At 52.7% G+C, this 22,085-nt stretch carries 23 protein-coding genes; 15 read left to right on the top strand and 8 right to left on the bottom strand.

The annotated features are described in order from the left end of the window. Positions 1 to 18: 18 nt before the first annotated feature. From skp to tilS, 11 genes are all read left to right on the top strand, one after another. Entirely contained in the window at positions 19 to 504 is a 486-nt protein-coding gene (skp, locus tag OGV89_RS14595) for a molecular chaperone Skp (RefSeq protein WP_003018533.1), read from the top strand. Between the two features lie 3 nt (positions 505 to 507). After that, positions 508 to 1,533 (top strand): UDP-3-O-(3-hydroxymyristoyl)glucosamine N-acyltransferase, encoded by a 1,026-nt coding sequence (lpxD, locus tag OGV89_RS14590; RefSeq protein ID WP_003018531.1) that lies wholly within the window; start codon positions 508 to 510, stop codon positions 1,531 to 1,533. A gap of 103 nt (positions 1,534 to 1,636) precedes the next feature. Next, positions 1,637 to 2,092, top strand: a complete 456-nt coding sequence (gene fabZ / locus OGV89_RS14585; RefSeq protein ID WP_003018528.1) for a 3-hydroxyacyl-ACP dehydratase FabZ — start codon at positions 1,637 to 1,639, stop codon at positions 2,090 to 2,092. 3 nt (positions 2,093 to 2,095) lie between these two features. Then, complete coding sequence (gene lpxA / locus OGV89_RS14580) at positions 2,096 to 2,884, top strand: acyl-ACP--UDP-N-acetylglucosamine O-acyltransferase (RefSeq protein ID WP_003018525.1); 789 nt, start codon at positions 2,096 to 2,098, stop codon at positions 2,882 to 2,884. Beyond that, positions 2,884 to 4,032, top strand: coding sequence for a lipid-A-disaccharide synthase (gene lpxB, locus OGV89_RS14575; protein WP_003018522.1), 1,149 nt, complete (start codon positions 2,884 to 2,886; stop codon positions 4,030 to 4,032). Before lpxA ends, lpxB begins: the two co-directional genes overlap by 1 nt. Then, entirely contained in the window at positions 4,029 to 4,625 is a 597-nt protein-coding gene (gene rnhB / locus OGV89_RS14570; RefSeq protein ID WP_003845817.1) for a ribonuclease HII, read from the top strand. The genes lpxB and rnhB overlap by 4 nt, the downstream gene beginning before the upstream one ends. 24 nt (positions 4,626 to 4,649) lie before the next feature. Then, entirely contained in the window at positions 4,650 to 8,132 is a 3,483-nt protein-coding gene (gene dnaE, locus OGV89_RS14565; RefSeq protein WP_003845818.1) for a DNA polymerase III subunit alpha, read from the top strand. A 12-nt stretch (positions 8,133 to 8,144) separates the two neighbouring features. Beyond that, complete coding sequence (gene accA, locus OGV89_RS14560; RefSeq protein WP_003018513.1) at positions 8,145 to 9,104, top strand: acetyl-CoA carboxylase carboxyl transferase subunit alpha; 960 nt, start codon at positions 8,145 to 8,147, stop codon at positions 9,102 to 9,104. 99 nt (positions 9,105 to 9,203) lie between these two features. After that, a complete protein-coding gene (gene ldcC / locus OGV89_RS14555; protein WP_016149582.1) occupies positions 9,204 to 11,342 on the top strand; it encodes a lysine decarboxylase LdcC in 2,139 nt (712 codons plus the stop codon). A 66-nt stretch (positions 11,343 to 11,408) separates the two neighbouring features. Further along, entirely contained in the window at positions 11,409 to 11,798 is a 390-nt protein-coding gene (locus OGV89_RS14550) for a VOC family protein (RefSeq protein ID WP_003018507.1), read from the top strand. 61 nt (positions 11,799 to 11,859) lie between these two features. Beyond that, complete coding sequence (tilS, locus tag OGV89_RS14545; RefSeq protein ID WP_016149583.1) at positions 11,860 to 13,152, top strand: tRNA lysidine(34) synthetase TilS; 1,293 nt, start codon at positions 11,860 to 11,862, stop codon at positions 13,150 to 13,152. Positions 13,153 to 13,215: 63 nt separating this feature from the next. On the opposite strand, the gene rof is transcribed toward tilS, so the two are convergent. Together rof and OGV89_RS14535 are read right to left on the bottom strand one after the other, a co-directional pair. Beyond that, the gene (gene rof / locus OGV89_RS14540) at positions 13,216 to 13,476 is read right to left on the bottom strand and encodes a Rho-binding antiterminator (RefSeq protein ID WP_003018503.1); all 261 of its coding nucleotides are present in this window, start codon (positions 13,474 to 13,476) and stop codon (positions 13,216 to 13,218) included. Further along, a complete protein-coding gene (locus OGV89_RS14535; protein WP_003018499.1) occupies positions 13,463 to 13,663 on the bottom strand; it encodes a YaeP family protein in 201 nt (66 codons plus the stop codon). Before OGV89_RS14535 ends, rof begins: the two co-directional genes overlap by 14 nt. A 188-nt stretch (positions 13,664 to 13,851) precedes the next feature. On the opposite strand from OGV89_RS14535, the gene OGV89_RS14530 reads away from it, so the two are divergent. The 3 genes from OGV89_RS14530 to nlpE are packed head-to-tail and all read left to right on the top strand — an operon-like array spanning position 13,852 to position 15,545. Next, on the top strand, positions 13,852 to 14,397 hold the full coding sequence (locus OGV89_RS14530; protein WP_003018497.1) for a YaeQ family protein: 546 nt from the start codon (positions 13,852 to 13,854) through the stop codon (positions 14,395 to 14,397). Further along, positions 14,394 to 14,816, top strand: coding sequence for an alternative ribosome rescue aminoacyl-tRNA hydrolase ArfB (gene arfB, locus OGV89_RS14525; RefSeq protein ID WP_003018489.1), 423 nt, complete (start codon positions 14,394 to 14,396; stop codon positions 14,814 to 14,816). The genes OGV89_RS14530 and arfB overlap by 4 nt, the downstream gene beginning before the upstream one ends. Positions 14,817 to 14,846: 30 nt before the next feature. Continuing rightward, entirely contained in the window at positions 14,847 to 15,545 is a 699-nt protein-coding gene (nlpE, locus tag OGV89_RS14520) for an envelope stress response activation lipoprotein NlpE (RefSeq protein WP_085951559.1), read from the top strand. Between the two features lie 44 nt (positions 15,546 to 15,589). Here the strand turns inward: nlpE and proS are convergent, their stop codons facing one another. From proS to metN, 6 genes are all read right to left on the bottom strand, one after another. Further along, positions 15,590 to 17,308, bottom strand: a complete 1,719-nt coding sequence (gene proS, locus OGV89_RS14515) for a proline--tRNA ligase (RefSeq protein WP_016149584.1) — start codon at positions 17,306 to 17,308, stop codon at positions 15,590 to 15,592. Positions 17,309 to 17,421: 113 nt separating this feature from the next. Then, positions 17,422 to 18,129: a tRNA (N6-threonylcarbamoyladenosine(37)-N6)-methyltransferase TrmO gene (gene tsaA / locus OGV89_RS14510; RefSeq protein WP_003845823.1), complete on the bottom strand. Its 708-nt coding sequence runs from the start codon at positions 18,127 to 18,129 to the stop codon at positions 17,422 to 17,424. Then, a complete protein-coding gene (gene rcsF / locus OGV89_RS14505; protein ID WP_003018477.1) occupies positions 18,126 to 18,530 on the bottom strand; it encodes an envelope stress sensor lipoprotein RcsF in 405 nt (134 codons plus the stop codon). Before rcsF ends, tsaA begins: the two co-directional genes overlap by 4 nt. Before the next feature lie 116 nt (positions 18,531 to 18,646). Next, on the bottom strand, positions 18,647 to 19,462 hold the full coding sequence (gene metQ, locus OGV89_RS14500) for a methionine ABC transporter substrate-binding lipoprotein MetQ (protein WP_003018474.1): 816 nt from the start codon (positions 19,460 to 19,462) through the stop codon (positions 18,647 to 18,649). A gap of 44 nt (positions 19,463 to 19,506) precedes the next feature. Further along, positions 19,507 to 20,160 (bottom strand): methionine ABC transporter permease MetI, encoded by a 654-nt coding sequence (locus OGV89_RS14495; protein WP_003018471.1) that lies wholly within the window; start codon positions 20,158 to 20,160, stop codon positions 19,507 to 19,509. Then, positions 20,153 to 21,184, bottom strand: a complete 1,032-nt coding sequence (gene metN, locus OGV89_RS14490; RefSeq protein ID WP_003018468.1) for a methionine ABC transporter ATP-binding protein MetN — start codon at positions 21,182 to 21,184, stop codon at positions 20,153 to 20,155. Before metN ends, OGV89_RS14495 begins: the two co-directional genes overlap by 8 nt. 189 nt (positions 21,185 to 21,373) lie before the next feature. Between metN and gmhB the strand changes: the two genes are divergently transcribed. Next, positions 21,374 to 21,940: a D-glycero-beta-D-manno-heptose 1,7-bisphosphate 7-phosphatase gene (gene gmhB / locus OGV89_RS14485; protein WP_003829138.1), complete on the top strand. Its 567-nt coding sequence runs from the start codon at positions 21,374 to 21,376 to the stop codon at positions 21,938 to 21,940. Positions 21,941 to 22,085: the final 145 nt, after the last annotated feature.

The following is a 22,085-nucleotide window of genomic DNA, read 5'->3' as shown; positions in this document are numbered from 1 at the left end:
GATGGTAAGGAGTTAATTGTGAAAAAGTGGTTATTAGCTGCAGGTCTCGGTTTAGCGATGGCAACGTCCGCACAAGCGGCTGACAAAATTGCAATCGTCAACATGGGTAGCCTGTTCCAACAGGTTGCACAGAAGACAGGCGTTTCTGCTACGCTGGAAAACGAGTTCAAAGGCCGTGCCAGCGAACTGCAGCGTATGGAATCCGATCTGCAATCTAAGATGCAGCGTCTGCAATCAATGAAAGCAGGTAGCGATCGTACCAAGCTGGAAAAAGACGTTATGGCTCAGCGCCAGACTTTCTCTCAGAAAGCTCAGGCTTTTGAGCAGGATCGTGCGCGTCGCTCCAACGAAGAACGTGGCAAACTGGTTACTCGTATCCAGACTGCTGTGAAATCTGTTGCCAGCAGCCAGAGCATCGATCTGGTCGTTGACGCAAACACCGTTGCATACAACAGCAGCGATGTGAAAGACATCACCGCTGACGTACTGAAACAGGTTAAATAAGTAATGCCTTCAATTCGACTGGCTGATTTAGCAGAGCAGTTGGATGCAGAATTACACGGTGATGGCGATATCGTCATCACCGGCGTAGCGTCCATGCAATCTGCGCAAACTGGCAATATCACGTTCATGGTGAATCCTAAGTACCGTGAACACTTAGGCGTATGCCAGGCTTCTGCCGTAGTAATGACGCAGGACGATCTTCCTTTTGCTAAAAGTGCCGCGTTGGTAGTGAAGAATCCCTACCTGACCTATGCACGTATGGCGCAAATTTTAGATACCACGCCTCAGCCTGCACAGAACATTGCACCGAGTGCAGTGATCGATGCAACGGCGAAGCTGGGTAATAATGTCTCTGTGGGCGCAAATGCGGTCATTGAGTCTGGCGTAGAACTGGGTGATAACGTCGTTATCGGCGCAGGCTGCTTCGTCGGAAAAAATACTAAAATCGGTGCAGGTTCACGCTTGTGGGCGAATGTGACGATTTACCACGACATTCAGATCGGTGAGAATTGCCTGATCCAGTCAAGCACTGTCGTTGGATCTGATGGGTTTGGTTACGCGAACGATCGCGGTAACTGGGTAAAGATCCCGCAGCTTGGTCGCGTGATTATCGGCGATCGCGTCGAGATCGGCGCTTGTACCACCATTGACCGTGGTGCTCTGGACGATACTGTGATCGGCAATGGTGTTATCATTGATAACCAGTGCCAGATTGCGCATAACGTTGTGATTGGCGACAATACGGCAGTAGCCGGTGGCGTCATTATGGCGGGAAGCCTGAAGATTGGCCGTTACTGCATGATTGGCGGCGCCAGCGTGATCAATGGGCATATGGAAATATGCGACAAAGTCACGGTGACTGGCATGGGTATGGTGATGCGTCCTATCACCGAACCTGGCGTCTATTCCTCAGGCATTCCGCTACAACCCAATAAGGTATGGCGTAAAACAGCTGCACTGGTGATGAATATTGATGATATGAGCAAGCGCCTCAAAGCGATTGAGCGCAAGGTTAATCAACAAGACTAAAGCACCGTTTTTGCATGTCTGACTTTTCGGCCTGTCCCATTCATACGATTGCGACAGGCCGTGTTATTATTGCCTTTTAGTATATTTTGACAGGAAGAGTATTTTGACTACTAACACTCATACTCTGCATATTGAAGAGATTTTAGAACTTCTGCCGCACCGTTTTCCGTTTCTGCTGGTTGATCGCGTGCTGGATTTTGAAGAAGGTCGTTTTCTGCGCGCAGTGAAAAATGTATCCGTTAACGAGCCTTTCTTTCAGGGCCACTTCCCGGGTAAACCTATTTTCCCTGGCGTATTGATTCTGGAAGCGATGGCACAGGCTACCGGTATCCTTGCGTTTAAAAGCGTAGGAAAACTGGAACCAGGCGAACTGTATTATTTCGCGGGTATTGACGAAGCACGCTTTAAGCGTCCTGTCGTGCCTGGCGATCAGATGATCATGGAAGTGACTTTCGAGAAAACGCGCCGTGGCCTGACCCGTTTTAAAGGGGTTGCGCTGGTCGACGGTAAAGTTGTGTGCGAAGCAACGATGATGTGTGCCCGTAGCCGGGAGGCCTGATACGTGATTGATAAATCCGCCTTTATTCACCCGACCGCCATTGTAGAAGAGGGCGCCAGCATTGGTGCCAATGCTCACATTGGCCCATTTTGTATTGTTGGACCCCATGTTGAAATTGGTGAGGGTACCGTACTGAAGTCTCACGTTGTCGTGAATGGCCATACAAAAATTGGTCGCGATAACGAGATCTATCAGTTTGCCTCCATCGGTGAAGTTAACCAGGATCTTAAATATGCTGGCGAACCGACCCGTGTGGAAATTGGCGATCGCAACCGCATCCGCGAAAGCGTCACCATTCATCGTGGCACAGTGCAGGGCGGTGGAGTGACGAAGGTGGGCAGCGATAACTTACTGATGATTAATGCGCACGTCGCGCATGATTGTACGGTAGGAAACCGCTGTATTCTGGCGAATAACGCCACGCTTGCCGGACATGTTTCGCTGGATGATTTTGTTATCATCGGCGGCATGACTGCGGTGCATCAGTTCTGCATCATCGGTGCTCATGTGATGGTTGGTGGCTGTTCTGGTGTAGCCCAGGACGTGCCTCCGTACGTTATCGCCCAGGGCAACCACGCGACGCCGTTTGGCGTCAATATCGAAGGTCTGAAGCGTCGTGGATTCACCCGCGAAGCGATTACCGCGATTCGTAACGCCTACAAAGCGTTGTACCGTAGTGGTAAAACGCTGGAAGAAGTGAAACCAGAAATCGCGGAACTGGCGAAACAGTACCCCGAAGTTCAGGCTTTCAGCGACTTCTTTGAGCGCTCAACGCGTGGCCTGATTCGTTAATGACTGAACAGCGTCCTTTAACGATTGCCCTCGTCGCCGGAGAAACCTCCGGCGATATTCTTGGTGCAGGGTTAATCCGTGCACTCAAGGCTCGCGTTCCCAATGCGCGTTTTGTTGGTGTGGCGGGTCCGCTGATGCAGGCCGAAGGCTGTGAAGCCTGGTACGAAATGGAAGAGCTGGCGGTCATGGGCATTGTTGAAGTGCTCGGACGTCTGCGCCGTTTACTGCATATTCGTGCCGACCTCACTCGCCGATTCACCGACTTAAAGCCGGATGTTTTCGTTGGCATTGATGCACCTGATTTCAACATTACCCTCGAAGGGAACTTGAAAAAACAGGGCATTAAAACCATTCATTATGTCAGTCCGTCCGTCTGGGCGTGGCGACAGAAACGCGTTTTCAAAATAGGCAGATCCACCAACATGGTGCTGGCCTTTCTGCCTTTCGAAAAAGCGTTTTATGACAAATTTAACGTCCCGTGCCGCTTTATAGGTCATACCATGGCGGATGCCATGCCGTTGGACCCGGATAAAAACGCGGCACGTGATATTCTGGGCATTCCTCATGACGCTCACTGCCTGGCGCTACTGCCAGGAAGCCGTGGTGCAGAAGTGGAGATGCTCAGCGCCGATTTTCTGAAAACGGCGCAGCTATTACGCCAGCATTATCCGGATCTCGAAGTGGTGGTGCCGTTGGTGAATGCCAAACGTCGTGAGCAGTTTGAACGCATTAAAGCGGAAGTTGCACCGGAGCTTTCCGTACATCTGCTCAATGGTATGGGACGTGAAGCAATGGTGGCCAGCGACGCCGCACTGCTGGCTTCAGGTACCGCCGCGCTGGAATGTATGCTGGCAAAATGCCCGATGGTGGTTGGCTACCGTATGAAACCCTTCACCTTCTGGCTGGCGAAGCGTCTGGTGAAGACTGATTACGTTTCGCTACCTAACCTGTTGGCGGGAAGAGAACTGGTTAAAGAGCTGTTGCAGGAAGAGTGTGAACCGCAGGCGCTGTCGCAAGCGCTGTTGCCGTTGCTGGCAAAGGGTAAAACCAGCCATGCGATGCACGACACATTCCGTGAACTGCACCAGCAGATCCGTTGCAATGCTGATGAGCAGGCAGCGGATGCGGTCCTGGAGTTAGCGCAATGATTGAATTTGTGTATCCGCATACGCATTTAGTGGCGGGTGTGGATGAAGTCGGACGCGGCCCTTTGGTCGGCGCGGTCGTCACTGCTGCCGTCATTCTGGATCCGGCTCGCCCTATTATCGGTCTTAACGACTCAAAAAAACTGTCAGAAAAACGTCGCCTGGCGCTGTTTGATGAAATTAAAGAAAAGGCGTTAAGCTGGAGCCTGGGTCGGGCGGAACCGCATGAAATCGACGAACTGAACATTTTGCATGCTACCATGCTGGCCATGCAGCGTGCGGTTGCGGGTCTGCATATTGTGCCCGAATACGTGCTGATTGACGGCAATCGTTGCCCGGCATTACCGGTACCGTCGATGGCGGTGGTCAAAGGTGATAGCCGCGTGGCGGAGATCAGCGCTGCATCGATTCTGGCAAAAGTGACCCGTGACGCTGAAATGGCGGCGCTGGATACGGTTTTTCCACAGTATGGTTTTGCACAGCACAAAGGTTATCCAACCGCATTTCATCTGGAAAAATTGGCACTGCATGGTGCGACTGAGCACCATCGCCGCAGCTTTGGCCCCGTCAAACGCGCACTGGGACTCTCGTCCTGATTCTTGTGTCGAAGGAATCTGAAGATGTCTGAACCACGTTTCGTCCACCTACGGGTGCACAGCGACTACTCCATGATCGATGGGCTGGCGAAAACCGGACCGCTGGTAAAAAAGGCGGCCGCGTTAGGCATGCCTGCGCTGGCGATCACCGATTTTACCAACCTGTGTGGTCTGGTGAAGTTTTACGGAGCGGGCCATGGCGCGGGTATCAAGCCGATAGTTGGCGCAGATTTTCATGTCCGCAGTGAGCTGTTGGGCGATGAACTCACACAGCTTACCGTGCTGGCCGCAAATAATACCGGCTATCAGAACCTGACGTTGTTGATTTCGAAAGCCTATCAGCGCGGCTATGGCGCAGAAGGACCGGTTATCGACCGGGACTGGCTGATCGAACTAAAAGAAGGTTTGATTTTGCTCTCCGGCGGTCGCATGGGCGATGTCGGACGAAGTCTGCTGCGCGGCAATAACGCACTGGTTGACGAGTGCGTGGCGTTTTACGAAGAACATTTTCCCAATTGCTATTTCCTCGAACTGATTCGCACCGGCAGGCAAGATGAAGAAAATTATCTGCACGCAGCCGTAGCACTGGCCGAAACGCGTGGTCTACCGGTGGTGGCGACTAACGATGTCCGCTTCCTTGAAACCGGAGATTTCGATGCGCATGAAATCCGCGTAGCGATCCACGACGGCTTTACCCTTGATGACCCGAAACGCCCGCGTAACTATTCGCCGCAGCAGTACATGCGCAGCGAAGATGAGATGTGCGAGCTGTTCTCCGATATTCCGGAAGCACTGCAAAACACCGTCGAGATAGCTAAACGCTGCAACGTGACGGTGCGTCTGGGCGAATATTTCCTGCCGCAGTTCCCGACCGGCGATATGACCACCGAAGATTTCCTTGTGGCGAAATCACGCGAAGGGCTGGAAGAACGTCTCGAATTTTTGTTCCCTGACCCTGAAGTTCGTGCGCAGAAGCGCCCACCTTACGATGAACGTCTGGAAGTTGAACTTAAAGTTATCAACCAGATGGGATTCCCGGGCTACTTCCTGATCGTTATGGAATTTATCCAGTGGTCGAAAGATAACGGCGTACCGGTAGGCCCGGGACGTGGTTCCGGTGCTGGCTCACTTGTTGCCTATGCGCTGAAAATTACCGATCTCGACCCGCTGGAATTTGACCTGCTGTTCGAACGTTTCCTTAACCCGGAACGTGTCTCAATGCCCGACTTCGACGTTGACTTCTGTATGGAGAAACGCGACCAGGTCATCGAGCACGTGGCGGAAATGTACGGTCGTGATGCGGTTTCGCAGATTATTACCTTCGGTACGATGGCAGCAAAAGCGGTTATCCGCGACGTGGGCCGCGTACTGGGGCATCCGTACGGCTTCGTTGACCGTATTTCGAAGCTGGTGCCGCCCGATCCGGGCATGACGCTGGCAAAAGCCTTTGAAGCCGAACCCCAACTGCCGGAAATTTATGAGGCAGATGAAGAGGTTAAAGCGCTGATCGATATGGCGCGTAAGCTGGAAGGCGTCACGCGTAACGCCGGTAAGCACGCCGGTGGTGTGGTTATCGCACCGACCAAAATTACTGATTTTGCTCCGCTGTACTGCGATGAACAGGGGCTGCACCCGGTTACTCAGTTTGATAAGAACGATGTGGAATATGCCGGTCTTGTGAAGTTCGACTTCCTCGGCCTGCGTACGCTCACCATCATCAACTGGGCTCTGGAAATGATTAACGCGCGCCGTGAAAAGAACGGTGAGCCACCGCTGGATATTGCGGCTATCCCGCTGGATGACAAGAAAAGCTTCGATATGCTGCAACGCTCGGAGACCACGGCGGTCTTCCAGCTTGAATCCCGCGGCATGAAAGACCTGATCAAACGTCTGCAGCCTGACTGCTTCGAAGATATGATCGCACTGGTGGCTCTGTTCCGCCCTGGCCCGCTACAGTCGGGGATGGTAGATAACTTTATCGACCGTAAGCATGGTCGCGAAGAGATTTCCTACCCGGATGTACAATGGCAGCATGAGTGTCTGAAACCGGTACTGGAGCCGACCTACGGCATTATCCTGTATCAGGAACAGGTTATGCAGATTGCCCAGGAGTTGTCCGGGTACACCCTTGGCGGCGCGGATATGCTGCGTCGTGCGATGGGTAAGAAAAAGCCGGAAGAGATGGCCAAGCAGCGCGGTACCTTTGAAGAAGGGGCGAAAAAGCGCGGCGTAGACGGCGAACTGGCGATGAAAATCTTTGACCTGGTGGAGAAATTCGCCGGTTACGGATTTAACAAATCGCACTCCGCTGCCTATGCGCTGGTTTCTTACCAGACTCTGTGGCTGAAGGCGCATTATCCTGCCGAGTTTATGGCAGCGGTAATGACCGCCGATATGGATAACACCGAGAAAGTCGTCGGACTGGTGGATGAATGCTGGCGCATGGGGCTCAAAATCCTGCCGCCGGATATCAACTCTGGGCTTTACCATTTTCACGTGAATGATGATGGCGAGATTGTTTATGGCATCGGCGCGATAAAAGGCGTGGGTGAAGGGCCAATTGAAGCTATTATTGAGGCGCGTAACGAAGGCGGCTACTTCCGTGAGCTGTTTGATCTCTGCGCGCGCACGGATATCAAAAAACTTAACCGCCGGGTGCTGGAAAAGCTAATCATGTCCGGGGCGTTTGATCGCCTTGGCCCGCATCGTGCGGCGTTGATGAATTCGCTCAACGACGCACTAAAAGCCGCCGATCAGCATGCAAAAGCCGAAGCTATTGGTCAGGCCGATATGTTTGGCGTGCTGGCGGAAGAACCGGAGCAAATTGAACAATCCTATGCCAGCTGCCAACCGTGGCCGGAGCAGGTGGTATTAGACGGTGAGCGTGAAACGTTGGGGCTTTATCTGACGGGACACCCCATCAACCAGTATTTAAAAGAAATTGAGCGCTATGTCGGAGGCTACAGGCTGAAAGACATGCATCCGACAGAACGTGGTAAAGTCACCACGGCTGCGGGGCTCGTCATTGCTGCGCGGGTAATGGTCACCAAGCGCGGCAATCGTATCGGCATCTGTACACTGGATGACCGTTCCGGACGTCTGGAGGTTATGTTGTTTACCGATGCTCTGGATAAATACCAGCAATTGCTGGAAAAAGACCGCATACTTATCGTCAGCGGACAGGTCAGCTTTGATGACTTCAGTGGCGGGCTTAAAATGATGGCCCGTGAAGTCATGGATATTGACGAAGCCCGGGAAAAATATGCTCGCGGGCTTGCTATCTCGCTGACGGACAGGCAAATTGATGACCAGCTTTTAAACCGACTCCGTCAGTCTCTGGAACCCCACCGCTCGGGGACAATTCCAGTACATCTCTACTATCAGAGGGCGGATGCACGTGCGCGGTTGCGTTTTGGCGCGACGTGGCGTGTCTCTCCGAGCGATCGTTTGCTAAACGATCTCCGTGGCCTTATTGGTTCGGAGCAGGTGGAACTGGAGTTTGACTAATACAGGAATACTATGAGTCTGAATTTCCTTGATTTTGAACAGCCGATTGCAGAGCTGGAAGCAAAAATCGATTCTTTGACTGCGGTTAGCCGTCAGGATGAGAAACTGGATATTAACATCGATGAAGAAGTGCATCGTCTGCGTGAAAAAAGCGTAGAACTGACGCGTAAAATCTTCGCCGATCTTGGCGCATGGCAGGTAGCCCAACTGGCGCGCCATCCACAGCGTCCGTACACCCTGGATTATGTCCGCCTGGCGTTTGATGAATTTGATGAGCTGGCGGGCGATCGAGCCTATGCGGATGATAAAGCTATTGTCGGCGGTATCGCGCGTCTGGATGGCCGTCCGGTGATGATCATTGGTCATCAGAAAGGCCGTGAGACCAAAGAAAAGATTCGCCGTAATTTCGGCATGCCAGCGCCGGAAGGCTATCGCAAAGCGCTGCGCCTGATGGAAATGGCCGAGCGCTTCAACATGCCGATCATTACCTTCATCGACACCCCAGGGGCTTACCCGGGCGTGGGCGCAGAAGAACGTGGTCAGTCAGAAGCGATTGCGCGCAACCTGCGTGAAATGTCGCGTCTGAGCGTACCGGTAATCTGCACCGTTATCGGTGAAGGTGGTTCCGGCGGCGCGCTGGCGATCGGCGTAGGCGATAAAGTGAATATGCTGCAATATAGCACCTATTCCGTTATCTCCCCGGAAGGTTGTGCTTCCATTCTGTGGAAAAGCGCCGACAAAGCGCCGCTGGCCGCAGAAGCAATGGGAATTATCGCGCCGCGTCTGAAAGAGCTGAAGCTGATTGACTCTATCATCCCGGAACCGCTGGGCGGCGCGCACCGCAACCCTGAAGTAATGGCTGCGTCCCTGAAAGCACAGCTGCTGGCCGATCTCGCCGATCTTGACGTGTTAAGCAAAGATGATCTGAAAAACCGTCGTTACCAGCGTCTGATGAGCTACGGTTACGCGTAAACTGCATTAATTCTGAAAAGGGCCACAATGCTGTGGCCCTTTTTTTTACCTGTGGTTTGGCCAGGCTATGATTAACTAAGGTTTTTCCAGGAGGAACGCATGAATATCATTGCCATCATGGGACCGCATGGCGTCTTTTATAAAGATGAGCCCATCAAGGAACTTGAACGTGCGCTGCAGCAGCAGGGGTTTCAGATTATCTGGCCGCAGAATAGCGTCGACCTGCTGAAGTTTATCGAACATAACCCGCGAATTTGCGGCGTCATTTTTGACTGGGATAAATACAGTCTGGAACTGTGCAGCGACATCAACCAGCTCAACGAGTATCTCCCGCTCTACGCCTTTATTAATACCCATTCGACGATGGATGTCAGTGCGCACGACCTGCGCATGGCGCTGTGGTTTTTTGAGTATGCGCTGGGTCAGTCTGAAGACATTGCCACCCGTATCCGCCAGTACACCAGCGAATACCTCGATAACATCACGCCTCCTTTTACCAAAGCGCTGTTTACCTATGTGAAGGAAGGGAAGTATACCTTCTGCACGCCTGGGCACATGGCGGGAACGGCGTACCAGAAAAGTCCGGTCGGCTGCCTGTTCTATGATTTCTTTGGCGGCAATACGCTGAAAGCCGACGTGTCCATTTCCGTAACCGAACTGGGCTCATTGCTTGATCATACCGGTCCGCACCTGGAAGCGGAGGAGTATATCGCGCGTACTTTTGGTGCCGAGCAGAGCTATATGGTGACCAACGGCACCTCGACATCGAACAAGATTGTCGGTATGTATGCTGCACCTGCAGGCAGTACGCTCCTGATTGACCGCAACTGCCATAAGTCACTGGCGCATTTGCTGATGATGAGCGATGTGGTGCCAATCTGGCTGAAGCCTACGCGTAACGCGCTGGGGATCCTCGGCGGTATACCCCGTCGGGAATTTACCCACGCAAGCATTGAACGCAAAGTTGAGGAAACCAATCAGGCGCAATGGCCGGTCCACGCGGTGATCACCAACTCCACCTATGATGGCCTGTTGTATAACACCAACTGGATCAAACAAACGCTGGATGTGCCCTCCATCCATTTTGATTCAGCCTGGGTGCCGTATACCCATTTTCATCCGATCTATCAGGGGAAAAGCGGGATGAGCGGCGAACGGGTACCGGGAAAGGTGATTTTTGAAACTCAGTCCACCCACAAGATGCTGGCGGCGTTGTCACAGGCTTCGCTGATCCACATTAAGGGCGACTATGATGAAGACACGTTCAACGAAGCCTTTATGATGCACACCTCTACGTCTCCGAGCTATCCGATAGTGGCGTCGATAGAAACGGCGGCGGCAATGCTGCGTGGCAATTCAGGCAAGCGGTTAATCAATCGTTCGGTGGAACGGGCGCTGCATTTCCGTAAAGAAGTGCAACGTCTGCGTGAAGAGTCGGATGGTTGGTTCTTTGATATCTGGCAGCCGGAAAAGGTAGATGAAGCAGAGTGCTGGCCGGTAGCGCCAGGTGAAGACTGGCACGGATTTGTTGATGCTGATGCCGACCACATGTTCCTTGACCCGGTGAAGGTCACGATTTTGACGCCGGGAATGGATGAACAGGGAAATATGAGCGAAGAGGGGATCCCCGCGGCGCTGGTGGCGAAATTCCTTGATGAACGCGGCGTCGTAGTCGAGAAGACGGGACCGTATAACCTGTTGTTCCTGTTCAGCATTGGTATTGATAAAACCCGGGCGATGGGGCTGCTACGTGGCCTGACGGAATTTAAGCGCTCGTACGATCTGAATTTACGTGTGAAAAATATGCTGCCGGATCTATATGCTGAAGATCCCGATTTCTATCGCAATATGCGTATTCAGGATCTGGCGCAAGGGATCCATCAGTTGATCCGCCAGCATGATCTCTCCGGGTTGATGCTGCGGGCATTTGATACCTTGCCGGAAATGAAAATGACGCCGCACCAGGCCTGGCAGCGGCAGATCAAAGGTGAGGTCGAAACGGTAGCACTTGATCAACTGGTGGGGCGCGTTTCTGCCAATATGATCCTGCCTTATCCTCCCGGTGTGCCGCTTTTGATGCCCGGGGAAATGATCACTGCCAAAAGCCGGGCTGTCCTCGATTTTCTTCTGATGCTGTGCTCGGTAGGGCAGCGCTACCCTGGATTTGAAACCGATATCCATGGCGCTAAACTGGGCGAGGATGGCCTGTATCGCGTGAGAGTCTTAAAAATGGCATAACGACTTGCCTGACCCCAAGACGTTCGAGTAACGTTCTGACAGAAAAATGAAAGAGGCGATGACGCTATGCTGGGATTAAAACAGGTTCACCATATTGCCATTATTGCGACAGACTACGCGGCGAGTAAGGCATTTTACTGCGATGTGCTTGGCTTTACACTGATGAGCGAAGCCTATCGGGAAGAGAGAGACTCGTGGAAAGGCGATCTGGCATTGAACGGCCAGTATGTGATTGAGCTTTTTTCTTTCCCGTTTCCACCTTGCCGTCCGAGCCGACCGGAAGCCTGTGGTTTGCGTCATCTGGCGTTCAGCGTAGATGACGTGGAAAAGGCGATAATTCATCTGGAAAGCCATGATGTGAAATGCGAGCCGGTACGAATCGATCCGTTTACCGGCAAACGTTTTACGTTTTTTAACGATCCGGACGGATTACCCCTCGAACTGTACGAGCTGTAAGGCTTGTCATTGTGGCGTTAGCCCGGTAACGTGCCGGGCAATGCCATTGTAAGTAACCATCATGACGACACTCACGCTGAACACTTCGCTGCTGAATTCTCAATCGATTCTGGTCGCCTTTAGCGGCGGGCTGGATTCCACCGTATTGCTGCATCAGTTGGTGCAGTGGCGAGCGCTGCATCCTGATGTTGCTTTACGCGCAATCCACATTCATCACGGATTAAGCCCACACGCAGACAGTTGGGTACAGCACTGTGAGTCGGTATGCGCGCAGTGGCAGGTGTCGCTGGTGGTTGAGCGGGTACACCTTGAGGATGATGGTCTGGGCATCGAAGCCCAGGCGCGACGCGCGCGCTATCAGGCGTTTGCGCAGACCTTACTACCGGGCGAGGTGCTGATGACCGCACAGCATCTCGATGACCAGTGTGAAACCTTTCTGCTGGCGCTTAAACGCGGCAGTGGTCCTGCCGGACTTTCCGCCATGGGGGAAAGCTCTCCGTTTGCCGGAACCCAACTGATTCGACCGCTGCTGGCGCAAACGCGAGAGGCGCTTGAAGCATGGGCACGGCAGCATGAATTATGCTGGATTGAAGATGAAAGCAATCAGGATGATACCTACGATCGCAATTTCCTCAGATTGCGCGTTACCCCATTGCTCCAACAGCGCTGGCCGCACTTCGCGCAAGCCGTTGCTCGCAGCGCTGCGCTGTGCGCTGAGCAGGAGAGTTTATTGGATGAACTGCTGGCCAGCGATTTAGCCGATTGCATCACATCCCGCGGAACACTGTTACTGACGCCATTAATGATGATGAGCGGCGTGCGTCGTGCCGCGCTGCTTCGTCGCTGGCTGGCGGGGTTAAATGCGCCGATGCCTTCCCGTGATGGGCTGGAACGTATCTGGCAGGAAGTGGCGCTGGCGCGGGAAGATGCGTCACCAAGTTTTCGCCTCGGGGAGTTCGAGGTCCGTCGTTATCAGTCACAGCTGTGGTGGGTGAAGTCAGTCGATGGGCAAAGCGAAACTGTTATCCCGTGGTTAGAGTGGAAAACACCGTTGACGCTGCCTGCCGGATTGGGTTCGGTTCAGTTAATCTCTGCGGGTGATTTGCGCTTGCCACAAGCGGACGAAGTCGTCAGTATCCGTTTTAAAGCGCCAGGGTTATTGCATATTGTCGGGCGTAACGGCGGACGGAAATTAAAAAAAATCTGGCAGGAGCAGGGGATCCCGCCCTGGCGACGAGATACCACACCGCTGCTGTTTTACGGCGAAACGTTGATTGCGGCTGCGGATGTTTTCGTGACGCGTGAGGGGACGGCGGAAGGTGAAGAAGGCGTGAGGCTGGTATGGCATGCCTGATGGTGCTGCGCTTATCAGGCCTACGTTTCACATGGAAAGTAGGCCGGATAAGGCGAAAAAAAGTTAAGATTCGCTGACCACCACGGTACCGATCTGCGGGTGGCTGAAGCTGGCAATTTTGTCGAGACGAAGCTCCCGGGTTTCACCTGCGACATCTGCGACCAGATACTCCACGTTTTTGCGTGAAACCAGGTCGTTCGCTTTCGCCTGCAAAACTTCGCCATCTTTTAGCGCCAGCGTCAGTAACAAATGGTGCTGGCAGGCGAGTTCAAGATTGTCGTAATCATCGCAGTTGATGGGTTGATACGTTTCATTCATTGACATAATCGCTCACCAGTAAGTTCGCGGCAGCATACGCCGCTTTTTCCCTGACCGACTCTGGAAGGGCGCTGTCTGCCGCCACTTCATTAAGCACCTTCAATACGCAACCCAGCGCATCCGGGATATACCCTAAGTCTCCGCTGGCGATTTCCGCGTACCGCTTGCGTATTAACTCACAATATTTTTCCACATGCCCTCCTGTCAGCACTCTGACTTAACCGTGGATGCAAGTCTAAGCCTACGAAGATAAACTCTGTTTAGCAAGGTGACTATACCATACTCATTCAAGCAATATCAGCGCCTTGATAGAGGAGCAGTTAGCAGCCTTTTGCCGCAGTTTTCGCTACAATGTGCGCCTGATTCGAAAGGAGTTCTCTCATGGCGCTTAAAGCGACAATTTATAAAGCCGTCGTCAACGTAGCGGATCTTGACCGCAACCAGTTCCTTGACGCGGCCTTGACGCTGGCGCGTCACCCCTCTGAAACCCAGGAGCGCATGATGTTGCGCCTGCTGGCCTGGATCAAATATGCCGATGAACGCCTGCAGTTCACGCGTGGCCTGAGTGCGGAAGACGAGCCTGAAGCATGGCTGCGTAACGACCATCTGGGTATCGATCTCTGGATTGAGCTGGGTCTGCCGGATGAGCGCCGTATTAAAAAAGCCTGTACCCAGTCTGGTGAGGTTGCCCTGTTTGCTTACAACAGCCGTGCGGCTCAGATCTGGTGGCAGCAAAATCAGAACAAGTGCGCGCAGTTTAAAAATCTGACCGTGTGGTATCTGGATGATGAACAACTGGCGCAACTGAGTGATTTTGCAGGTCGTACAATGGCGCTGCAGGCAACTATCCAGGACGGTGCTATCTGGCTGTCTGACTCTCAGAACAATCTGGAAATTCATCTGACCGCGTGGCAGCCGCGTTCATGATTGTTATCTCCCGAAACGTCTCTATCCCTGATAATGAGCTGGAAATCACGGCGATTCGGGCGCAGGGCGCGGGCGGTCAGCACGTTAACAAGACCTCGACGGCTATCCATTTGCGCTTTGACATTCGGGCCTCTGGCCTGCCAGAGTATTACAAGGAACGTTTGCTTGCCGCCAGCCATCATCTGATTAGCGGTGATGGCGTTATTATCATTAAGGCGCAGGAATACCGTAGCCAGGAACTTAATCGGGAAGCGGCAATCTCCCGGCTGGTAGCGGTGATAAAAGAATTAACCGCAGTGCAAAAAAGCCGACAGGCAACTCGCCCTACACGCGCCTCGAAAGAGCGCAGGTTGTCATCGAAGGCGCAAAAATCCACAGTGAAAGCACTGCGTGGGAGAGTTCGTCGAACGCAAGACTGACGAGCGGGAATAAAAATTTATAAGGAATTGATAGTGAAAACAGCAATATTGTCCGTAGTCGCTGCATGCACGCTTTTTTCCTTGATCGGCTGTAATAACCGTACTGAAGTTGAAGTACTACAGCCGACGCGGGCGGCAGAATTAAAACCGATGCAGCAAAGCTGGCGTGGCATCTTACCTTGCGCGGACTGTGAAGGGATTGAAACCTCTCTGTTTCTGGAGAAAGACGGTACATGGGTGATGAACGAACGTTATCAGGGCGTGCGGGATGAACCGTCTTCGTTTGCCTCTTATGGCACATGGGCGCGCACTGCCGACAAGCTGGTGCTGACCGACAGCAAAGGTGAAAAGTCGTACTACCGGGCTAAAGGCGAGGCGCTGGAAATGCTCGATCGTGAAGGTAACCCGATTGAGTCACAGTTTAACTACACGCTCCAGCCAGTTTCCGCCAGCTTACCGGTGACGCCAATGCCGATGCGAGGCATGTATTTCTATATGGCTGACGCGGCAATCTTTACCGACTGCGCAACGGGTAAACGGATGCCGGTGGCGAATAATGCTCAGCTTGAACGTGACTATTTAGCTGCGCGTGCAGAAAACGGACAGTCCGTATTGCTGACGCTTGAGGCGCATTTCACGCTGGAGTCAAACCCGGATACGGGTGAGAAAGTGAAAACGTTGATGGCGGATAAAGACGCGAAATTTATCCCCGGTAAAGCGTGTAATTAATCGATAGAAAAAAGGCCCTGATAATCAGGGCCTTTTTGTTGGTATTAGCCTTTAATGGCTTTGACCAGGAAGTCGACGATGTCGCCGGTTTTAATCAGCTCTTTCTCGCCGTTACGACGGTATTTGTATTCGATATCGTCGTTGTCGAGGTTACGGTCGCCCAGCACGATAGTGTGCGGAATACCGATCAGTTCCATATCGGCAAACATCACGCCCGGACGCTCTTTACGGTCGTCCATCAGCACTTCAATGCCCTGAGCGCGCAGCTCAGCGTACAGTTTTTCAGCCAGTTCCTGCACGCGGTAGGACTTGTGCATGTTCATCGGCAGAATCGCGACCTGGAACGGAGCAATGGCGTCTGGCCATACGATGCCGCGATCGTCATAGTTCTGTTCGATAGCAGCAGCAACCACGCGAGTGACCCCGATACCGTAGCAACCCATGGTCAGGATCTGGTTACGACCATCTTCGCCCTGTACGGCGGCTTTCATCGCTTCAGAGTACTTGGTACCCAACTGGAAGATGTGGCCGACTTCGATACCGCGTTTGATCATCAGCGTACCTTTGCCGTCCGGGCTCGGGTCGCCGGCGACCACGTTACGGATGTCTGCAACTTCCGGGGTGACTACGTCGCGATCCCAGTTGATACCGAAATAGTGTTTACCGTCGATGTTGGCACCGGCAGCGAAATCGCTCATTACTGCAACGGTACGGTCGATAACCACCGGAATCGGCATATTCACCGGACCGAGCGAGCCAGGACCTGCTTTTACCAACGCACGAATTTCTTCTTCGGTGGCAAAGGTCAGCGGGCTGGCAACCTGCGGCAGTTTTTCCGCTTTGACTTCGTTCAGCTCGTGATCGCCACGAACCAGCAGGGCGACCAGCGGGTAGCTGCTGCCTTCAACCGCTTTCACCAGCAGGGTTTTCACGGTTTTTTCGATAGGCAGGTTGAACTGCTCAACTAGTTCGGCGATGGTTTTGGCGTTCGGAGTATCAACCAGCGTCATTTCCTGAGTTGCTGCTGCGCGCGGCTCTTTCGGCGCAACGGCTTCGGCGAATTCGATGTTCGCCGCATAATCGGAGGAGTCGGAGAAGATCACATCGTCTTCGCCGCTCTGTGCCAGCACCTGGAATTCGTGAGAGGCGCTGCCGCCAATAGAACCGGTATCCGCTTGTACTGCACGGAAATCCAGCCCCATACGGCTGAAAATTTTGCTGTACGCAGCGTACATCGCATCGTAGGTTTCCTGCAGGGATTCCTGAGAGGTGTGGAAAGAGTAGGCATCTTTCATCAGGAATTCGCGGGAACGCATCACGCCGAAACGCGGACGGACTTCGTCACGGAATTTGGTCTGGATCTGATAGAAGTTCAGCGGCAGCTGTTTGTAAGAGCTCAGCTCGTTACGGATCAAGTCGGTGATCACTTCTTCATGCGTTGGGCCGAGGACGAACGAACGATCGCCACGGTCAGCAATACGCAGCAGTTCCGGGCCGTATTGCTCCCAACGGCCGCTCTCTTCCCACAGTTCAGAAGGCTGAACGACCGGCATCAACACCTCGATCGCACCGGCGTTGTTCATCTCTTCACGCACGATATTTTCGACTTTTTTCAGGACGCGCACGCCGGTCGGCAGCCAGGTATATAACCCGGAGGCCAGCTTGCGGATCATCCCGGCGCGCAGCATCAGCTGGTGGCTGATGACTTCGGCGTCGGCAGGTGTCTCCTTCAGAGTGGAGAGCAGATATTGGCTAGTACGCATGTTGTTACGGTTCCAGTTGAACGATCGAACAGGCTCAAAACGAGCCTGGCACAAAACAAAAGTGGTTTAGTTTACCAGCGAGAAAGGGATGTCAAAAGAGTACGCGACGCAAATTAGCGGGCTTCCAGAGCAAAGACCTCAAATCCTGACGGTGTGACGCGCCAGCGGACGTTAAAGTCCAGCAGCCAGACGGCGTAGGTTTTGCCTTCTTCCTCATTTTTACGGTAGGCAGGACGCGGATCCTGCGCCAGCACTTCGGTAATAAACTGACGAAGACGCGGGTAACGTTGTTCGAGCTTTGATAGCTGCTCCGCGAGATCTTCACTGAACGTCACCTCGACGCTGGCCTGAGGTGCGTCCTGGGCATAGCTGGCGCGAGCATCAGGCAGCGATTCGGCAAACGGCAGATACGGCTTAATATCCACTACTGGCGTTCCGTCAACAAGGTCCAGTCCACCGAGTTCGAGGATTACGTGCTCTTTATGGCAGCGGATGCCCCGCAGCTCTACCAACGACATGCCAACAGGGTTAGGACGAAACGTTGAACGTGTGGCAAAGACACCCATTCTGGCGTTGCCACCAAGACGGGGAGGGCGCACGGTCGGACGCCATCCACCTTCCATTGTCTGGTGAAAAACAAAAATCACCCACAAATGACTGAAGGCTTCCAGGCCGCGAACGGCATCGGCCTGGTTATAAGGTGCGAGCAAATGCAGTTCGCCGCAGGCGCTTTTCACCAGACCTGGCTGGCGTGGAACGGCGAACTTTTCTTTATATGGTGAGCGGATAACGCCTATTTGCTCGAACTGAAAATGGCTCATTTCGCCGAAATGTTCAGTGCAGAACCGATGCAAACCGCCTGACGATAGCAACCCGGTGTTCCGCTGGTCACTTCGCAACTGTGCAGCAATACCGCATTAGCTTTCATTTTTGATGCGTTAATCTGCATGCGTTTGCGCGCGGTTGGAATGCTCGGAGGGGAATCCTGGTTGGATGCCTGGCAGGATTCACCGCTAACTTCGCCAAGATCGCGGAACGGCTTGCCTACTAAATCTTCAGCGTTAGTAATGATTCTTACCGGCGTCGCGCGCGGTGCTTTCGGTTTTTCCGGCTCCGCTTTCGGCGGGGTTGCGGTGCTTTGAACGGGTTCAACAGGGGATCTGCTTAACATAGAACAGCCGCTCAGCAAGAGTGCTACTAAACAGATCGGTAAAGCACGCATAATATTTCCTCAATGAATGATCTAAACGTCAGATATTGAATCAGGTGCTTGCATAAATGACAAGACGGGCAAGCGCCCGTCCTGATGATATTACATATTCTGTAAACAGCCTAAAATTACCAGCCCTTAACAGCACCGCCGTTGAAGACTTTGTTTGCTGCTTCGTACACTTCATCAGACTGGTATGCCTGAACGAATTTCTTCACGTTCTCAGCATCTTTGTTGTCTTCACGAGTCACGATCAGGTTTACGTACGGAGAATCTTTATCTTCAACAAAGATACCGTCTTTTGCCGGGGTCAGGCCGATCTGGCTGGCGTAGGTGGTGTTGATGACCGCCAGTGCGATTTGAGCATCGTCCAGAGAACGCGGCAGCTGCGGCGCTTCCAGTTCAACCAGCTTCAGGTTTTTCGGGTTTTCAATCACGTCCAGCGCGGTCGGCAGCAGGCCAACACCGTCTTTCAGCTTGATTAAGCCCACTTTTTGCAGCAGCAGCAAGGAACGGCCAAGGTTAGTCGGGTCGTTTGGAATCGCGACCTGTGAACCGTCCTGCAGCTCATCCAGTGATTTGATTTTTTTGGAATAGCCCGCAATCGGGTAAACAAAAGTATTGCCTACAGCAACCAGCTTGTAACCGCGATCTTTGATCTGCTGATCCAGGTACGGTTTGTGCTGGAAGGCGTTAGCATCGATATCGCCTTTGCTCAGCGCTTCGTTAGGCAGAACGTAATCGTTAAACGTGACCAGCTCAACGTCCAGACCGTATTTTTCTTTAGCTACTTTCTGCGCGACTTCTGCAACCTGCTGCTCTGCGCCAACAATAACGCCCACTTTGATGTGATTAGGATCTTTTTCATCCTGACCGCAACCCACAAGTGCCAGAGAACCGATCAGGGCTCCAACTGCCGCAAAGGTTTTGAATTTGAACGCCATGCTTATTTCCTTTTCTTAATGAGTTTTTAGTGTTGTGTGCAACGTTATTTGTGCGTGACAGCCCGGACGATGCGATCGCCGGATAACTGAATTAAATAAACCAGAACGACGAGCAATACCAGTACTGTATTCATTACTGTAGCGTTGTAACCAATATAGCCGTACTGATAACCAATCTGTCCAAGACCACCGGCACCGACGGCACCGCCCATCGCGGAGTAACCAACCAGCGTGATAAGAGTGATGGTGGCCGCATTGACCAGTCCTGGCAGCGCTTCTGGCAGTAATACCTTACGTACAATTTGCAGCGGCGTGGCGCCCATCGCACGAGAGGCTTCTATTAGCCCGGTCGGGATTTCGAGCAGCGCGTTTTCCACCATACGGGCGATAAACGGCGCGGCGCCGACGGTCAGCGGGACGATAGCGGCCTGCAGTCCGATAGAGGTGCCTACGATCATGCGGGTGAACGGAATCATCCACACCAATAAGATGATGAACGGGATGGAACGGAAAATGTTCACCAGCGCAGAGAGCGTACGGTAGAGCTTCGCGTTCTCAATGATTTGCCCCGGACGCGTTACGTACAGCAACACGCCAACCGGCAGACCGATCACAAAACCAAAAAAACCGGACACAAAGGTCATTGCCAGCGTTTCCCATACGCCGCGAACCAGCAGCCACATCATCGGCTCAGACATAACCCAGTACCTCTACTTTTACATGGTGTTCCTGCAACCAGTTGATGGCTGCTTGTGTATCTTCCTGTGTGCCGTGCATTTCAGTCAGCATGATGCCGAATTTCACACCGCCGGCGTAATCCATCTGCGCGCTAATAATGTTGTTATTCACGTTAAAGCGACGGGCCGTCTCAGAGAGCAATGGCGCATCAACGGAATGACCGGTGAATTCCATGCGCAGCATTGGCACACTGTCTGCTTCTGGCTCGGCTTTTAACCGTTCCAGATAATCTTCCGGGATATCCAGGTGCAGCGTGGACTGAATAAATTTCTGTGCCAGCGGCGTTTTCGGGTGTGAGAACACTTCGCTGACGGTGTCTTGCTCAATCAGTTCACCATTACTGATGACTGCCACGCAGTCACAAATACGTTTTACAACGTCCATCTCATGGGTAATCAGCAGAATTGTAAGTCCCAGACGACGGTTAATGTCTTTCAATAATTCAAGAATCGAGCGGGTCGTTGCCGGATCGAGTGCGCTGGTGGCTTCATCGCACAGCAACACTTTGGGATTGCTTGCCAGCGCACGGGCGATTGCCACACGCTGTTTTTGTCCACCGGAAAGATTGGCCGGGTAGCTATCGTGCTTGTCACCAAGACCAACCAAATCCAACAGTTCTGTTACACGCCGTTTGATCTCTTCTTTTGGCGTGTTATCCAGTTCCAGCGGCAGCGCGACGTTGCCAAACACGGTGCGGGAAGAGAGCAGGTTAAAGTGTTGGAAAATCATGCCGATTTGACGGCGAGCTTTGGTCAGCTCTGACTCAGAAAGCGTCGTGAGTTCCTGACCACCGACCTGAACGCTGCCTTCGGTTGGGCGTTCAAGTAAGTTAACGCAGCGGATGAGCGTACTTTTACCGGCACCGGAGGCGCCAATAACGCCATAAATCTGCCCTGCAGGAACATGCAGGCTGACGTTATTTAACGCCTGAATGGTGCGAGTCCCCTGCTGGAACACTTTGGTGATATTCGAAAGTTTAATCATTGGTTATTTATTATCGTAATTAAGTTAGCCGTGGCATTTTCGTCTGTCAGGTACGGTCGAAGCCGTCAACAAGATGGATGTTAAGGCATCCAGACGTCTAAATCAATCAGGCTTTGCGCGATGAGCACTTTCTTGCCCGCTGAAACATGCGATACTAGAGCCACATGCCTTATTCAGGAGCTATAAAAGGTGGCAAAGTCTGTACCCGCAATTTTTCTCGACCGTGACGGTACCATTAATGTGGACCACGGTTATGTACATGAGATCGATGAGTTTGAGTTTATCGACGGCGTTATTGATGCCATGCGTGAACTTAAAAAGATGGGTTACGCGCTCATTATTGTGACGAACCAGTCTGGTATCGCGCGTGGTAAATTTACTGAGGCGCAGTTTGAAACGTTGACCGAATGGATGGACTGGTCGCTGGCCGATCGCGATGTTGAGCTGGATGGCATCTACTACTGCCCGCATCACCCACAGGGTACCGTGGAAGAGTATCGTCAGGTCTGCGACTGTCGTAAACCGCATCCTGGCATGTTTATCTCCGCCCGAGACTTCTTGCACATCGATATGGCCGCTTCTTATATGGTAGGCGACAAAATTGAAGATATGCAGGCGGCGGCAGCTGCGAATGTTGGCACGAAGGTATTGGTGCGCACAGGCAAACCCGTCACACCGGAAGCAGAAAATGCGGCAGATTTGGTCATAAATAGTCTGGCAGACCTGCCAATGGCGATAAAAAAGCAGCAAAAGTAAGCGTTATGGGCAAAAGGTGAGCGGTTGAAACAAAAATGCATTTTTCCGCTTGTCTTCCTGAGTCGACTCCCTATAATGCGCCTCCATCGACACGGCGGATGTGAATCACTTCACACAAACAGCCGGTTCGGTTGAAGAGAAAAAC

The sequence above is a fragment of the Citrobacter sp. Cf125 genome (assembly GCF_030333935.1).
GTDB classification, from domain to species: Bacteria; Pseudomonadota; Gammaproteobacteria; order Enterobacterales; family Enterobacteriaceae; genus Citrobacter; species Citrobacter freundii.
Note: the sequence above shows the minus strand (reverse complement) of the source record. Positions and strands in the feature narration are given on the sequence as shown.